The sequence below is a fragment of the Phytohabitans flavus genome (assembly GCF_011764545.1).
Classification (GTDB): domain Bacteria; phylum Actinomycetota; class Actinomycetes; order Mycobacteriales; family Micromonosporaceae; genus Phytohabitans; species Phytohabitans flavus.
The window spans coordinates 2,783,643-2,799,139 of record NZ_AP022870.1 but is presented as its reverse complement, the minus strand read 5'-3'; the positions used below and the strand labels follow the sequence as shown (position 1 = coordinate 2,799,139).

At 70.7% G+C, this 15,497-nt stretch carries 12 protein-coding genes and 2 pseudogenes; 8 read left to right on the top strand and 6 right to left on the bottom strand.

What is annotated here, in order from left to right; translation table 11 throughout:
- The first annotated feature begins 62 nt into the window (after window positions 1–62).
- The 3 genes from Pflav_RS12195 (at window position 63) to Pflav_RS12185 (ending at window position 4,180) form a co-directional block, all read left to right on the top strand.
- Window positions 63–479, top strand: coding sequence for a VOC family protein (locus Pflav_RS12195; RefSeq protein WP_173036270.1), 417 nt, complete (start codon window positions 63–65; stop codon window positions 477–479).
- A 29-nt stretch (window positions 480–508) separates the two neighbouring features.
- Window positions 509–1,171 carry a TMEM175 family protein gene (locus Pflav_RS12190; protein ID WP_173036269.1) on the top strand — a complete coding sequence of 221 codons (663 nt, stop codon included), beginning with the start codon at window positions 509–511 and terminating at the stop codon, window positions 1,169–1,171.
- A gap of 360 nt (window positions 1,172–1,531) precedes the next feature.
- Window positions 1,532–4,180, top strand: coding sequence for a discoidin domain-containing protein (locus Pflav_RS12185; RefSeq protein WP_173036268.1), 2,649 nt, complete (start codon window positions 1,532–1,534; stop codon window positions 4,178–4,180).
- 279 nt (window positions 4,181–4,459) lie between these two features.
- Here the strand turns inward: Pflav_RS12185 and Pflav_RS12180 are convergent, their stop codons facing one another.
- The 4 genes and pseudogenes from Pflav_RS12180 to Pflav_RS12165 form a co-directional block, all read right to left on the bottom strand.
- The gene (locus Pflav_RS12180) at window positions 4,460–5,227 is read right to left on the bottom strand and encodes an ABC transporter permease (RefSeq protein WP_173036267.1); all 768 of its coding nucleotides are present in this window, start codon (window positions 5,225–5,227) and stop codon (window positions 4,460–4,462) included.
- A gap of 9 nt (window positions 5,228–5,236) precedes the next feature.
- Entirely contained in the window at window positions 5,237–6,010 is a 774-nt protein-coding gene (locus tag Pflav_RS12175) for an ABC transporter permease (RefSeq protein WP_173036266.1), read from the bottom strand.
- Window positions 6,010–6,965: pseudogene (locus Pflav_RS12170) on the bottom strand (ABC transporter ATP-binding protein). The gene Pflav_RS12175 and the pseudogene Pflav_RS12170 overlap by 1 nt, the downstream one beginning before the upstream one ends.
- Before the next feature lie 78 nt (window positions 6,966–7,043).
- Window positions 7,044–7,535: pseudogene (locus Pflav_RS12165) on the bottom strand (TetR/AcrR family transcriptional regulator); the annotation flags it as partial.
- A 26-nt stretch (window positions 7,536–7,561) separates the two neighbouring features.
- Here Pflav_RS12165 and Pflav_RS12160 point away from each other — a divergent pair.
- Window positions 7,562–8,167 (top strand): SDR family oxidoreductase, encoded by a 606-nt coding sequence (locus Pflav_RS12160; RefSeq protein ID WP_173036264.1) that lies wholly within the window; start codon window positions 7,562–7,564, stop codon window positions 8,165–8,167.
- A 54-nt stretch (window positions 8,168–8,221) separates the two neighbouring features.
- Here Pflav_RS12160 and Pflav_RS12155 read toward each other — a convergent pair whose 3' ends face one another.
- Window positions 8,222–9,718 (bottom strand): sugar ABC transporter ATP-binding protein, encoded by a 1,497-nt coding sequence (locus Pflav_RS12155; protein ID WP_232071290.1) that lies wholly within the window; start codon window positions 9,716–9,718, stop codon window positions 8,222–8,224.
- A 65-nt stretch (window positions 9,719–9,783) separates the two neighbouring features.
- On the bottom strand, window positions 9,784–10,596 hold the full coding sequence (locus tag Pflav_RS12150) for a DeoR/GlpR family DNA-binding transcription regulator (RefSeq protein ID WP_197938375.1): 813 nt from the start codon (window positions 10,594–10,596) through the stop codon (window positions 9,784–9,786).
- 199 nt (window positions 10,597–10,795) lie between these two features.
- On the opposite strand from Pflav_RS12150, the gene Pflav_RS12145 reads away from it, so the two are divergent.
- Genes Pflav_RS12145 through Pflav_RS12130 form a run of 4 tightly spaced genes read left to right on the top strand, consistent with a single transcriptional unit; the run spans window position 10,796 to window position 15,342 of the window.
- On the top strand, window positions 10,796–11,860 hold the full coding sequence (locus tag Pflav_RS12145; RefSeq protein ID WP_173036263.1) for an ABC transporter substrate-binding protein: 1,065 nt from the start codon (window positions 10,796–10,798) through the stop codon (window positions 11,858–11,860).
- A complete protein-coding gene (locus Pflav_RS12140; RefSeq protein WP_173036262.1) occupies window positions 11,860–13,395 on the top strand; it encodes a sugar ABC transporter ATP-binding protein in 1,536 nt (511 codons plus the stop codon). Before Pflav_RS12145 ends, Pflav_RS12140 begins: the two co-directional genes overlap by 1 nt.
- Entirely contained in the window at window positions 13,388–14,353 is a 966-nt protein-coding gene (locus tag Pflav_RS12135) for an ABC transporter permease (protein WP_173036261.1), read from the top strand. The genes Pflav_RS12140 and Pflav_RS12135 overlap by 8 nt, the downstream gene beginning before the upstream one ends.
- On the top strand, window positions 14,350–15,342 hold the full coding sequence (locus Pflav_RS12130) for an ABC transporter permease (protein ID WP_232071289.1): 993 nt from the start codon (window positions 14,350–14,352) through the stop codon (window positions 15,340–15,342). Before Pflav_RS12135 ends, Pflav_RS12130 begins: the two co-directional genes overlap by 4 nt.
- Window positions 15,343–15,497: the final 155 nt, after the last annotated feature.

Below are 15,497 nucleotides of genomic sequence, written 5' to 3'. Positions count from 1 at the left end.
CATACCGATGGTACGCCAATATCGTGGCTTCACATACCGATGGTATGCGAATGGAGTGAATCATGCTGCTGACCAGCTTCTACCCGGTGATCTGCACGGCGCGGCTGAAGGAGTCGCACGCGTTCTACGCGGAGTGGTTCGGGTTCGAGACCACGTTCGAGGCGGACTGGTATGTGAGCCTGCGCCGCCCCGGCGACCCGCCCCAGGAGCTCGCGCTCCTGGACCACACGCACCCGACGATCCCGGCGGGCTTCGGCAAGCCGGCAGCCGGGCTGCTGCTCAACTTCGAGGTGTCCGATGTGGACGCGGAGTGGCGGCGCCTGGTGGTCGACGGCGGGCTCCCGGCGCAGCTGGAGCTGCGCAGCGAAGACTTCGGGCAGCGGCACTTCATCGTGGCCGACCCGGGTGGCGTGCTCATCGACGTCATCACCCCGATCGCCCCGAGTGGGGAGTTCGCGGAGCAGTACACCGACCGTTAGGCGGGCCGGCGCGCGGGTAGCCCTCGCCCATGGCGAATGGGGAGCCAGGCGGCCTGCGTCCGGACACGGGGCGCGCCGAGGCGTTCAGCGACGGGGTCCTGGCGATCGTCATCACGCTGCTCGTGCTCAACCTGCGGGTTCCGGTGACCGAGCCGGGTGACCTGCGCGAGGGGCTGCTCGACCAGTGGCCCGCCTACGTCGCGTACGTCGCCTCGTTCGGAAACGTGGCCGTGGTGTGGCTCAACCACAGGGCGGCGTTCGCCCGCCTCCGCCGCAGCTCCCGCGGCCTTCAGTGGGCCAACCTCTTCGTGCTGTTCACCACCGTGCTGCTGCCGTTTCCGACCGCGGTCGTCTCGCGCGCGCTCCAGGACGAAAACCTCACCGACCAGCGCACCGCCGTCGTCCTCTACGCGCTGGCCAACATCCTGCTCTCGGTGAGCTGGGCGATGTTCTTCCAGTACCTCATGCGGCACCCGGAGATCTCGGCGGAGGAGGTGGAGACCCCGTTCTTCCGGGGCGAGCGGCTGCGTTCGCTGGTCGGCGTCGTCCTGTACGCGGTCGGCGCCCTTATCGGTTACCTGGTCGAGCCGCTCCTGGCGCTCGCGTTCTTCGTCGCGCTTCCGATCTTCTACGGCGTGACCAGCACCGGGCTCTACAGCTTACGCAGGGTCACCCGCCGCTTCGGCCGCTGATGACGGCCCGGTCGGGTGCCCGATGGTCCGACCTCTCGGGCGCCTTGCCCGCTCCGACCGTCGCCTGACCGCCGATACCTCCGATGTCCTGCGCATTCGTCCTCTCGTTGCGCCGGGCGACGCGGGCAAACCGCACTCATCCGACCTCATCGCGAAGCATTGACGATCGGAAACCTCCGATGTTAACTACCTGTCACGCGCGTGTGTCGAGGATTGGCATCCAGAGGTAGCACGGGAGCGTTCGATGAGAAGGAAAACCACCCTGGCCGCGGCGGCGGCCGTCTCCGTCGTCGCGACCTTCGCCGTCGCGACGCCCCAGCACGGGCCGCGGCACCGCCACCGGCCCAGCAGTGGACCGAGGTGCAGGCGTTGCTCGGCGGCATCCGCGGCGTGTGGACGACGCAGGACTACGCCGGCGCGGTCAGCCGCACCATGCCCAACACCGCCCTGCTCGGCAACGGCGACATCGGCGTGACGTCGGGCGGCGGCAACGGTTTCAAGACGTTCTACGTCTCCAAGGGCAACTTCTGGGCGGGTAATCCCAACCCGTCGCTCGTCGCCCTCGGCGGCGTCACGGTCGCGGCGGAGTCCGGCGGCGGCTCGGCCAACCTCGCGCTGGGCGCGACCGCGAGCGCGTCGAGCTCACACCCGAGCTTCCCGCCGGGCCGCGCGGTCAACGGCGGCTGGGGCAGCGGGTACGAGGGCTGGGTCTCCGAGGTCGGCAAGCCACAGTGGATAACGCTCGACCTCGGCACGGCCAAGACCTTCAGCCGGTACCTGCTGCGCCACGACGCCGCGGCCCGCCCCGCCGAGACGGCCAACAACAGCAAGAACTGGACGCTCCAGGTGAGCGACAACAACTCCACCTGGACCACAGTGGACACCGTCACCAACAACACCGCGGGCACCACCGACCGGACCATCGCCAGCCGCACCGCGCGGTACGTGCGGGTGCACCTCACCGAGCCGACCCAGGGCACCACGGCCGACTCGATCAACAACCCGCGCGCGCGGATCGGCCAGTTCGAGCTGTACAACGGCACCGGCGGCCCGGCACCCTCCGGACCGTTCCGCGAGGAGCAGAACATCCTGCGCGGCGACGTCGACACCACCATGACCGTCGGCGGGGTACCGGTGACGATGCGCACCTGGACCGCCGCGAACGACAACCTCGTCGTCACCCAGATCCAGTCCACCGGCTCGTCCACCGTCCGGCTGCGCGCGGAGACCTGGTCCGGCGTGCAGGACGCGCGCACCGGGTTCACCAACACCGCCGGCGTCGCGGGCAGCACCACGTGGGCCACCCGCCGCACGCCGTCCGGCAGCCGGTGGGTCTCCGAGGCGTCGCTCGCCACCCGCCTGATCGGTGGCGGCCTGGCCGGGACGCCGACCGCGTCGGGCGCGACCGCGCGGATGGTGTTCGACCTCGCGCCGGGGCAGACCATCCGCCTCGTCACCGCCGTGGCGGGTGGCGGCCAGAACCCGTCCGGTACGGCCGGCTCCGCGCAGAGCCTCGCTAACGCGCAGAGCGGCGCCACATTGGACACCCGGTACGCCGAGCACGTCGAGTGGTGGAAGCAGTACTGGCTACGCTCCTACGTGGACCTCAACGACGACGTGCTGGAGCGCTTCTACTACGCGCACCTGTACTTCCTCGGCTCGTCCACCCGTGCGGGCAAGACCGCACCCGGGCTCTACGGTGTCTGGGCCACCTCGGACTCGCCGAGCTTCAGCGGCGACATGCACCTCAACTACAACTTCATGGCGAACTTCTACGGCCTGTACTCCAGCAACCGCGCCGAGTTCGCCCGACCGTACCACGACCTGATCCTCGCGTACGTGCCGGAGGCGCGGCGGCGGGCGCAGCAGGACCTGCGCCGGGTCAAGCCGGACTACGTCGGCGCCCGCTTCCCCAGCGGCGGCGTACCCAGCGGCGTGCTCTTCCCGGTCGGCATCGCGCCGTTCGGCTCGACCGCCGACGACAACTACCACCAGCAGGTCGGCAACTCGCTCTTCGCGGTCACCCAGTTCATCGCCTACTACGACTACACGCAGGACACGACGTTCCTGGCCAACACGGCGTACCCGTTCATGAAGGAGGTCGCCGCGTTCTTCCAGCACTACCTGGAGTACGACGCGGGTGCGCAGCGGTACAACCTTTGGACCGGCCCGCACGAGGGGACCTGGGCCCGTAACTCCAGCGCCGACCTCGGCATGCTGCGCTACCTGCTTGCCGCGCTCGTCGACGCGAGCGTCGACCTCAACACCGACGCCTCGCTGCGCGCCACCTGGACGACGATCCTTCAGCGGCTCGCCCCGATCCCCACCACTGTCCAAAACGGGCAGACGGTGTACGCGCTCGGCGACCCCGGCACGTTCTCCGGCGGGGACACCCGACCGTTCCACCCGGGCGACAACACCGTCAACCTGGAGTTCGTCCACCCGGGTGAGGTGCTCGGCATCCGCTCCCCGGCCGCCGACCGCCAGCGGGCTATCGACACGGTCAACGCGATGAACTCGTGGGGACAGGACAACAGCTTCCCGAAGGTGTTCACCCAGGCGGCCCGCGTCGGCTACCCCGGGCAGACACTGATCGACCAGCTCAAGGGTCAGATCAACGCCAAGTCCGTGGCCAACCTCCGGGTCTTCGACCCGCACCACGGGCTGGAGAAGGCCGGCGCCATCGAGGCGGTCAACAACCTGCTGCTCCAGAGCGACGACGGCGTGATGCGGGTCTTCCCGGTCTGGCCGACGAGCCGCAACGCCAGCTTCGTCAACCTTCGGGAGAAGGACGCGTTCCTCGTCTCGTCCAGCCTCCAAGGTGGACAGGTGCAGTACGTCGACGTCACCAGCCAGGCGGGGCGCCAGGCGCGGCTCCAGCACGCGTGGCCGGGGCGCAACGTCGTGGTGAACCGGGTCGGCAGCGGCACGGTGAGCCACACGGTCAGCGGCGACGTCATCACGTTCGCCACCCAGTCCGGCGCCACGTACACCGTGACGCCTGTCTGACCAATCAGTGACATGCCCGACCCGCAGCGTCACCGGCGGGCCGGGCATGTCACTGTAAATAGTTGACCTGCTGACCTACGGGTGCGGCGAGTTCGCCTTCGAGCTGGTCAGGCAGGGATGAAGCCCAAGCACTCCACGACCTTCCGCAACGGCGTCGTCCGCAACACCTACGAGCCGCTGTCGGTCGAGCCGTAGATCTGGGTTGTGAATCGCGGAGGGTGAGGCCGCGGGAGCAGCGGTCCGGACCACCGCGGACGTCGCGGTAGCTCAAATATCTTTCTACGTGAGGAGCATGCGTCCCAGCCGGCGGTGGGTGAAGAACCAGCCGATCGCGCCCATGGCGCTCAGGTAGAGCACGGCGGCGAGCGTGCCGGCGCCCATCGTTCCGGTGGTGAGGCCGCGGACCAGTTCGATGCTCTGGTAGAGCGGGAGCGCCACGACGACCGGCTGGAGTGCTGGCGGGTAGACCGACAGCGGGAAGAACGTGGTCGCGAACAGGAACATCGGCAGCATGCACAACTGGAGGTACTGCTGGTGGTGGAAGTCCCGCATCAGCGTCGCCACCGCCAGCCCGGCCGCGGAGAAGGCAAACCCGACGAGCACCGCCGCCGGTATCGCGAGCAGCGCCCACCACGAGCGGACCATGCCCAGCGCGGTGATGACGAGCAGGAAGCAGGTGGAGGAGAGTCCACTTCGGAGCACCGAGGCGGCGATCTCGCCGGCCGCGATGTCGCCGACCCGCATGGGCGTGGTGACGATCGCCTCGTACAGCTTCTCGAACCGGACCCGGAACCAGAACGAGCCGGTGGTCTCGTTGACCGCGCTGTTCATCGCCGAGGTGGCGAGCAACGCGGGCGCGACGAACGCGGCGTACCGGGTGACCTCCGGGCCGGCGCCGGTGAAGGTGCCGACGAGCTGGCCCACCCCGATGCCGATCGACAGCAGGTAGAGGAACGGCTCGAAGATGCCCTCGACGAGCAGGTTCCACGGGCGGCCGCGGCGCAGTACCCACAGGTGGCGGACGACGATCAGGTGCGCGGACGACACGGTGGCTCCTCAGGCGTGCAGGTGGCGGCGGTAGTTGCGGCGGGCCAGCAGGTACCCGACGGCGACCATGGCGGTCAGGTACGCGACGTGGCCGAGCGACCCGGCCCACGTGGCTGTGCCGAGGCTCAGCGAGCGGCACAGGTCGACGCCGTGCCACAGTGGAGTGACGTACACGATCGGGCGGAGCACCTCGGGCAGCTGGGTGACCGCGAAGAAGGTGCCGGAGAAGAGGTACAGCGGCATCACCACCCACTTGAAGACCCGCCCCACCGGCTCCACATCGGACAGCGTGACCGCCCACGCCGCGGCCGGCAGCGCGAAGGCCATCGCGGTCAGGGTCGCCGCCGGCAGCGCGAGCAGTACCAAAGTGGACTGTGCCGCGCCGAGCGCCACCATCACGGCGAGGAACGCGGCGGCGCTCATCGTCACCCGTATCGCCATGAAGATCGCGTGCCCGTGCAGCAGGTCGGACGGCTCCAGCGGGGTGGCCGCGGCGACCGGGTAGGTGCCGCCGGGGCGGCTGCTGAAGCTGACCGGGAAGGCCGATTCGACAAGGCCGTTCTGCATCGAGGCGGCGGCGAGCATGCCGGGTGCGAAGAACGCCAGGTAGCTCACCCCGCCGAGCGCGTCCGTGTCCGGCGCGACGACCTGGCCCAGCCCGGCGCCGATCGCGATGAGGAAGAGCAGCGGGTTGGCCACGCTGATCACGACGGTGCCGCGCCAGGTGCGGCGGTAGCGCAGGAGCCAGTACCGGAAGGCGCGCAGCGCCATGCTCGCCCCCATCAGTCCACCAGCGCCCGGCCGGTGAGGGCGAGGAAGACGTCCTCCAGGCTCGCCCGCCGCGCCAGCGCCGTCGCGGGTCGCAAACCAAGCTCGTGTACGGCGGAGAGCGCCGCGTCCCCCTCGGCGGTGTACCAGAGCAGCCGGTCGGGCAGCTCCTCCATCCGGTCGGCAGGTCGTGCCGCGCGCAGCTTCTCCACGGCGGTGGCTTGCTCGCCGATCGGGAAGCGGAGCTCGAGCACCTCGCGCGTGGAGTACGTGGCGATCAGCTCGGCCGGCGACCCGTGCGCGACGATCTTTCCCTTGTCGAGCACCACGAGCCGGTCGCAGAGCTGCTCGGCCTCGTCCATGTAGTGCGTGGTGAGCACCAGGCTCACCCCTGCTGCTTGAGCCGGAAGAGGCGGTCCCACAGCACGTGCCGGGCCTGCGGGTCGAGGCCGGTGGTCGGCTCGTCCAGCAGCAGGATCTCCGGCTCGTTGATGAGCGAACGGGCGATCGTGAGCCGCCGCCGCATGCCGCCGGAGAGCGAGTCGACCCGCTCCGCCCCGCGCTCCTCCAGCTGCGCGAACTCCAGCAACCGAGTGCTTCGCTCGGCGATCACCGCCTTGGGCAGCCCGAAGTAGCGGCCGTAGATGAGCAGGTTCTCCCGGACGGAGAGCTCGCGGTCGAGCGCGTCGTCCTGCGGCACCACGCCGAGCCGCGCCCGGATCCGCCGCCCGTCGATGGCCGGGTCCATGCCGAGCACCCGCAGCGTGCCCCCGGTGGGCGGGGAGACGCAGGCGATCATCCGCATGGTGGAGGACTTGCCGGCCCCGTTCGGCCCGAGGAACCCGAACGCTTCGCCCCGCCGCAGCTCGAAGTCGATCCCGTCGACGGCGACGAAGGGCGAGCCGTGCCGGTCCCGGGGCGGGTACCGCTTGACGAGGCCGCGCGCCTCGACGAGAAGATCGTCACTCACCCGGGCAGCGTAAGAAATCGCACAGCCGTTCGCAAATAGATTGCACGGAGCTGCAATTCCGCGACTCTCCGGCTTTCGCTACTGGACTCCGGCGGCGGCGAGCAGGGCGTCGGCGGTGCGGGTCGCGGCGCCGTCCAGGGTCGTGCCGCGCATGACGGCGCGCACCGCGGCACCGTCGAAGACCATCGTGAGCTGGACCGCGAGCCCTTCCGGGTCGCCGGCCCCGGCGGTCTTGGCGTGGGTGGCGAAGTAGGCGGTGAGCTGGTCCTTGAACGCCCGGGCCACGGCCGCCGCCGGATGGTCGGGGTCGCGGGTCTCCACGGCCGTGTTGACGAACGGGCAGCCGTAGAACCCGGGCGTGCCGCTCTGCTCGTCGAGGCGTTCGAACACGTACCGGATGCGCTCGCGCGGGCTCAGCTCGGCGTCCGAGGCGGGGAAGTAGCCGGTGACGATCGCCGGGCCGTGCACCCGCAGGCTCTCCGCGACGAGGTCATCCTTCGTGGCGAAGAGCTGGTACATCGAGCGCTTCGACACGCCGGCCGTCTGGCAGAGCCGCTCCACGCCGACCGGCGCGACACCCTCCCGGCGCCGCCCGGGTGTACGCGGCCGCCCGCGACCCGCGCGCCGTCACCACGCCCGGCGCCGTCCCGCTCGCCCTCGACGTCACCGACCCGGAGTCCGTCGCCGCCGCGGCGGCCCAGGCCGGCGACGTGACGATCCTGGTCAACAACGCCGGTGGCCTTGTCGGGGCCAACTACCTCACCTCGCCGGTCGACGACGTGCGCCGCGAGTTCGAGGTCAACTTCTATGGCCCGCTGCTGGTCACCCGCGCGTTCGCGCCGGCGCTTGTCGCGGGCGGCGGTCACGTGCTCAACGTGCACTCGGTGCTTTCCTGGCTCGCGCTCAGCGGTTCGTACAGCGCGACCAAGGCGGCCCTGTGGTCGATGACCAACGCGCTCCGCGTCGACCTGGCGCCGAAGGGCGTCGGCGTGACCGGGCTGCACGTCGGCTACGTCGACACCGACATGGCCGCCGCGGTCACCGAGCCCAAGTCCGACCCGGCCGAGGTCGTGCGGCAGGCGCTGGACGGCGTGGAGGCCGGTGCGCACGAGGTGCTCGCCGACGAGGTCACCCGAAACGTCAAGCGCGGCCTCTCCGCCGACGTGTCCGCGCTCTACCCGCAGCTCGCGGCCGCCGTCTAGGCCGCGGCGGCGGGGCCGGATGCCTGCCGGGCACCCGCGCCGGCATCGAAAGAGTCAGCCGGCGAGCAGGGACATGATGTTCTTCTCGGTGATGTCGGGGCCGCTGAGCTGGCTGACGATCGCGCCGTCGCGGAGCACCACCACGCGGTCGCAGGTGCCCACGATCTCGTCCAGGTCGGACGAGATGAGCATGACCGCCAGCCCGTCGACGGCCAGGTCGTCGATGAGCGACTGCACCTCGGCCTTGCTGCCCACGTCGATGCCGCGGGTCGGCTCGTCCAGCATCAGCACCCGCGGGTGGGTGGCCAGCCACCGGGCCAGCAGCACCTTCTGCTGGGTGCCGCCGGACAGCTCGGAGGCCGGCTGGTAGGGACTCGTCGCCTTGATGCGCAGCCGGCTCATCAGCGCGCCGACCACCTTGTCCAGCCGGGCCTCCGAGACGATCCCGGCGCGGGCGAGGCGGGGCAGGGCGGCGAGTGCGATGTTGTCGCGGACCGACAGCGTGCCGACGATCCCCTCGGCCTTGCGGTTGTCCGGCAGCAGACCCACACCGGCCCGGATCGCGCCGGCGATCGAACGCTTGCGCAGGCTCGCACCCGAGACCGTGACCTGTCCGGAGTCGAGCGGCAGCGCGCCGGCGATCGCCCGCGCGGTCTCGGTGCGGCCGGCGCCGAGCAGCCCGCTGAGCCCGACGACCTCGCCGGGGCGCAGGTTGATGGAGACGTCGGTCAGCACGTGGCGGCGGGTGAGGCCGGTCGCCTGGAGGATCGGCTCGTCGGCCGGCTCGTCCGCCGGGACACCGAGCACCGCGGTCGGCCCGGGAGTGACCCGCCGCCCGAGCATCAGCGAGACGAGGCGCAGCCGGTCGAGGCCGGCGACAGGTCCGGTGTGGACGATCCGACCGTCCCGCAGCACCGTCACGCGGTCGCAGACGGCCTCCACTTCGGACAGTTTGTGGGTCACGTAGACCACCGAGCGGCCTTCGGCCCGCACGGCGGCGATCGCGGCGAAGAGGCGGTCGGCCTCCGCGGGCTCCAGCCCGGCCGTCGGTTCGTCCAAAACCACGACGGGGGTACCGGCGGAGAGCGCGCGCCCCACCGCGACCATCTGCCGCACCCCGGTCTCGTACGCCCCGAGCGGCCGGCGGACGTCGACCCGCAGCCCGAGTCCGGTCACGATGCCGGCGGCGAGCGCGTTCATCCTGGCCACGTTGATGAGGCCGTGGCGGCGCGGCTCGCGGCCGAGGAAGAGGTTGCGGGCGACGCTCATCTGCGGCACGAGGTTGGCGTCCTGGTGCACGGCGCTGATCCCGGCCCGCTCGGCGTCGCGGGGCGAGGCGAGGCGGACCCGCTCGCCGGCCACCCGCAGGATCCCGGCGTCCGGCTGCTGTACGCCGGCCAGCACCTTGACCAATGTGGACTTGCCGGCGCCGTTCTCCCCGACGACGGCGTGCACCTCGCCGCGGCCGAGGGCGAACGAGACGTGGTCCAGCGCGCGGGTGCCGGGGAAGTCCCGGACCACACCCGCCATATCGAGAATCGCGTCCGCCACGGGTGCCCCCTCGCAGAAGACTGACCGGAATGATTCCCTATGCGCGCGGAATCGTAAAGAGCCCTTTACATCCGAGCGACGTGCAGGCGGACCGCGCGGCTGGCCAGCTCGTCGAGCACCTCGCGGGGTGCGGCGTCGTCGGTGACCAGGTGGTCGATCTCGTCCGTGGGTACCGTCTGCACCATCGTGTCGACGCCGATCTTGGTGTGGTCGGCGAGGACGACGATCTCCTCGGCGGCCGCCGCGAGCGCCCGGTCGACGCTCGCGACCTGCATGTTCGGGGTGGAGACGCCGCGCTCGGGAGTGAGCCCGTTGCCGGAGATGAACGCCCGCCGCACCCGCAGCCCGGCCACCGACCGCTCGGCCGCGCTGCCGACGAGCGCGTGGATCGAACCGCGCAGCGTGCCGCCGGTGAGTACCACCTCGACCCGCGGCGCGGCGGCCAGGGCCTGCGCGACGAGCAGCGAGTTGGTCACCACGGCGAGCTCGGCGTGCCGGGCCAGGTGCTGGGCGAAGACCTGCGTGGTCGTACCCGCGCCGATCACGATCGCGTCGCCGTCCTCGACGAGCGACGCGGCGAGCTCGCCGATCGCCGCCTTCTCGGCGGCGGCGACGTGGGCCTTCTGCGCGTACGTCGGCTCGCGGGACAGCGCGCCGGGCAGCGTCGCGCCGCCGTGGTGCCGGTTGAGCAGTCCGTCCGCCTCGAGGACCCGCAGGTCGCGCCGGACCGTGACCTCCGAGGACTGCACCGCCTCGGCGAGGTCGCGCAGGGAGGCGGCACCGTTGGCCCGCATCACCTCGAGGATGCGCTGGCGCCGCTCGGCCGCGAACATCGCCCGCCGCGTCTCCACCTGTCCCCGGGAGTCGTCCGCCGCCACGCTCCACCCCTTGTGATCGGATGACTTCGGATCTGATCGTACCCAGGCGGCGTCGGGAGAGTGGGCGACCACGGCCGTGACCGTTTCAGATCGAGTTCGAGACCGAACCTGATCGGTTGGTATTGACTTTGTTCGTCCGTGGGTGCTTCATTGAGTCCAACCGATGGCGCGCGTCGGTCCCACCCACGAAAGGATCATCATGGGTAGAACACGTGGATGGGCGGCGCTGGCGGTGGCCGCCCTGCTCGCGACCGGCGCGTGCGCCAAGGGCGAGGAGACTCCCGATACCCCCGCTCCGGTCGGCACCGAGGGGCAGCAGGTGGCGCAGAGTGCCGCCGCGGACGGCCCGACCTGCACGTTGCAGAGCTTCGGCGGCCAGGCGTTCGACGTGAAGACCGCGACGGTCGGCTTCTCCCAGTCGGAGAAGGAGGCCAACCCGTTCCGGATCGCGGAGACCCAGTCGATCAAGGATGAGGCGAAGGCGCTCGGCGTCGCCAACCTGCGGGTGACGAACGCGCAGTCCCAGTTCTCCAAGCAGATCTCGGACGTGCAGCAGCTCATCGCCCAGGGCGCGAAGCTGCTGGTCATCGCCCCGCTCAACTCCGACGGCTGGGAGCCGGTGCTCAAGCAGGCCGCGGCGAAGAAGATCCCGATCATCACGATCGACCGGAAGATCAACGCCCAGCCGTGCACGGACTACCTCACGTTCATCGGCTCCGACTTCTACGAGCAGGGCAAGCGGGCCGCCGACCAGATGATCGCGGCGCTCGGCAGCACCGGCGAGGTGGCGATCCTGCTCGGCGCACCGGGCAACAACGTCACCACCGACCGCACGGCCGGCTTCAAGGACCGCATCGCCGAGAAGGCGCCGAACATCAAGATCACGTTCGAGCAGACCGGCGAGTTCACCCGGGAGAAGGGCCAGCAGGTCACCGAGCAGCTGATCCAGTCCCGGCCCGGTACCAGCGGCATCTACGCGGAGAACGACGAGATGGCCCTCGGCGCGGTGACCGCCCTCAAGGGCGCCGGCAAGACTCCCGGGCAGGTCAAGATCGTCTCGATCGACGGTACCCGCGCGGCGGTGCAGGGCATCGTGGACGGCTGGCTGTACTCCGTGATCGAGTCCAACCCGCGCTTTGGGCCGCTCGCCTTCCAGACCGCGCAGAAGTTCGTCGCCGGCGATGCCATCCCGGCCACCACGATCATCAGCGACCGCGAGTACACGACCGAGAACGCGAAGGAAAGCCTGGGGCACGCGTACTGATGACGGACGGCCCTGCTCCCGTACTCGAGGCCCGGGGAATCTCGAAGGGGTTCCCCGGCGTCCTCGCCTTGGACGGCGTCTCCTTCCGCCTCGCGGCGGGCGAGGTGCATGCCCTGGTCGGCGAGAACGGCGCCGGCAAGTCCACTCTCATCAAAGTGCTCACCGGTGTGCATCAGCCGGACCGGGGGGAGCTGCGCCTGCACGGCGGGCAGGTGTCGTTCGGCACGCCGCTGGAGGCCCAGCGCGCCGGGATCTCGACCATCTACCAGGAGGTCAACCTCGTCCCGCAGATGAGCGTGGCGCACAACCTGCTGCTCGGGCGGGAGCCGCGCGGCCGGCTCGGCGTGATCGACGCGAGCCGTCTCAACGCGCTCGCCGCCGACCTCGTGGCCGGGATGGGGCTGCGGCTGGACGTGCGGCGGCCGCTGCGCTCGCTCGGCATGGGCGCGCAGCAGATGGTCGCGCTCGCCCGCGCCGTCTCGATCGACGCGCGGGTGGTCATCATGGACGAACCCACCTCGGCCCTGGAACCGCGCGAGGTCGACACCCTCTTCGGCGTGATCAGCGATCTGCGCGCTCAAGGAATCGCCGTCGTGTACGTCAGCCACCGCCTCGAAGAGCTGTACCGGATCTGCGACCGCGTGACCGTGCTCCGCGACGGGCGGGTGGCGCACACCGGCCCGCTCGGCGAGCTGGAGCGGGTCAAGCTGATCGCGCTGATGCTCGGCCGGGACACCACCGACGTGCGGCTGCGCGGCCAGACCGAGTTCGCGGGCCGGCACACCGCGAAGAACGGGCAGCCGGTGGTCGAGGCCCGCGCGCTGTCGCGGCGCCACCAGCTCCACGACGTCTCCATCCGGGTACGCCCCGGCGAGGTCGTCGGGCTCGGCGGGCTGCTCGGCGCCGGGCGCAGCGAGACGGCGAAGGCGATCGCCGGCGCGCTGCCGTTCGACGGCGGGGCGGTGGTCGTCGCCGGGCATCCCGTGCGCAAGGGCTCGCCGTCCGCCGCGATCCGGGCCGGCGCCAGCCTGCTGCCCGAGGACCGCAAGGCCGAAGGGATCGTGCCGACGATGTCGGTCCGCGACAACATCGCGCTCGCCGCGCTGCCGCGCCTCTCCCGGGCCGGGATCGTCTCTGAGGCGAAGCTCGACCGGGTGGTGGCCACGCTGATGAGCCGGCTGCGGATCAAAGCGACCAGCCCGCACCAGAAGGTCTCCGAGCTGTCCGGCGGCAACCAGCAGAAGGTACTGCTGGCCCGCTCGCTCGCCACCGGCGCCAAGGTGCTGCTGCTCGACGAGCCGACCCGCGGCATCGACGTCGGCGCCAAGGCCGAGGTGCAGGCCCTCATCGACGAGCTGGCCGCGGAAGGGCTCGGCGTACTGCTCATCTCCTCCGACCTGGAGGAGCTCGTCGAGGGCTCGGACCGGGTCGTCGTGCTGCGCGACGGTGCCGTGGTGGGGGAGCTCTCCGGTGACGAGGTGACCGAGGAGGCGATCATGAACGCGATCGCGGAAGGGGGAGGGGTCGATGGCTGACACGGCCGCGGTGCTGCCCAAGCCGCTCGGCAGCCGCACCCGCGCGCTCGCCTGGCTCCAGCGGTACGGCGTCTACGCGTCGGTGCTCGCGCTGCTGCTGTTCAATGTGGCGTTCACCCCGCACTTCCTGGAGGTGGCGAACTTCCGCACCCAGCTCATCCAGGTCGCGCCGATCGTCATCGTCTCGCTCGGCATGGCGCTCGTCATCGGTACCGAGGGGATCGACCTCTCGGTCGGCTCGGTGATGGCGCTGTCGTCCGCGATGGTGGTGCTCTACCTCGGGTACGGCGCGCCGGTCGCGATCGTCGCCGCACTGGTGGCCGGTGCGATCGTCGGCGCGAGCGGGGGAGCGCTCGTCGCGTACGCCGGGGTGCAGCCGATCGTCGCCACGCTCGCGCTGCTCGTCGGCATCCGCGGCCTGGCGAACGTGCTGGTCCCGCAGCTCACCGAGTTTCGCAACCCGACACTGATCACGCTGGGCAGCCGCTCGGTCCTCGGGCTGCCGCTCGTGGTGATCATCGCGGCGGTGCTCACCGCGGTCGTGGCGTTCGTCGTCAAACGCACGATCTTCGGGCGGCAGCTCGTCGCCGTCGGCGGCAACCGGGCCGCCGCCAAGCTCTCCGGCCTTCCGGTACGCCGCATCCTGGTCACCGTGTACGTCCTGAGTGGACTGCTCGCGGCCGTCGCCGGTGTGCTCGCCACGGCCCGCCTCCAGGCCAGCGACCCCACCTCGCTCGGCCTGCTGATGGAGCTGTCCGCGATCACGGCCGTGGTGGTCGGCGGTACCCCGCTCACCGGCGGGCGGGTGCGGGTGCTCGGCACGGTCATGGGCGCGCTGCTCATCCAGCTGCTCCAGGCCACGCTCATCAAGCACAACCTGCCCCAGTCGTGGACCCAGATGGTCCAGGCCGTCATCATCCTGGCCGCCGTGTACGCCGCCCGCGGGAGGAAGAAGTGACCGCTACCGTCGAGGCGGCGGCTCCCGCCGCGCCCGCGAAGGGGGAGCGGGCCAGCCAGATCCTCCAGCACCACGGCGCGCTCATGGTGCTCGCCGCGACCGTCCTCATCGGAGCGATCGCGTTCGACTCGTTCGCCACCCCGCAGAACGCGGCGAACATCGCGGTCTCGTCGTCGTTCATCGCCATCATCGCGATCGGCATGACGTTCGTGATCATCAGCGGCGGCATCGACCTCTCGGTCGGGTCGTCGTTCGTGCTCGCCGGGGTGCTCGCCGCCTACGGCTCCCGGTACGGCGTGCTCGTCGCGCTCCTGCTCCCGCTCGCGGTCTGCGGCACGATCGGCCTGGTACAGGGGCTGCTCGTGGCGCGCACCGGGATGGCGCCGTTCATCGTCACGCTCGCCGGGCTGCTCGGCATGCGCGGGCTCATGCTCGCCGTCTCCGGTGAGGGCGCCAACACCTACCTTGTCGAGGACGACGCCTTCGCCTCGCTCGGTCAGGCGTCGTTTCTCGGCCTGACCGTACCGGTCTACATCACGCTCGGCCTCTTCGTGCTCGGCGCGATCCTGTTGCAGCGTACGGGTTTCGGGCAGAGTGTGTACGCGATCGGCGGCAACGAGGAGGCGGCCGCGCTCATGGGCGTACCGGTCGCCCGGGTCAAGACCCTCGTGTACGTCATCTCCGGGCTGCTCGCCGGCCTCGCTGGCGCGCTCAACGCGGCCCGGCTCTCCTCCGGCGTCACCATCCTCGGTGCCGGGCTGGAGCTGGACGTCATCGCCGCCGTCGTCATCGGCGGCACCCTGCTCACCGGCGGTGCCGGCGGCCTCACCGGCACGATGGCCGGCGTGCTGCTGCTCGGCGTCATCCAGAGCCTCATCAACCAGGTCGGCACGCTCACGTCCTCGTTCCAGCAGGTCGTCAGCGGCGCCTTCCTCGCGCTCGTCGTCGTGGTGCAGCGCCTCCTGCACCGCGCCCAGCACCTGTCCTGACCCGAGCTCTGTCTTGGCTAGGCGGAGCTCTACCTCGAAGGGATCTGGACATGTCGATTAATCGACGTCAGCTCCTCGCTCTTGGGGCGGTGGTGTTTGGGGGCCCCGCGGTCGTCGCGAACCGTTCCCCGCTTCGCCCGGCCGCCTTTTTGAGG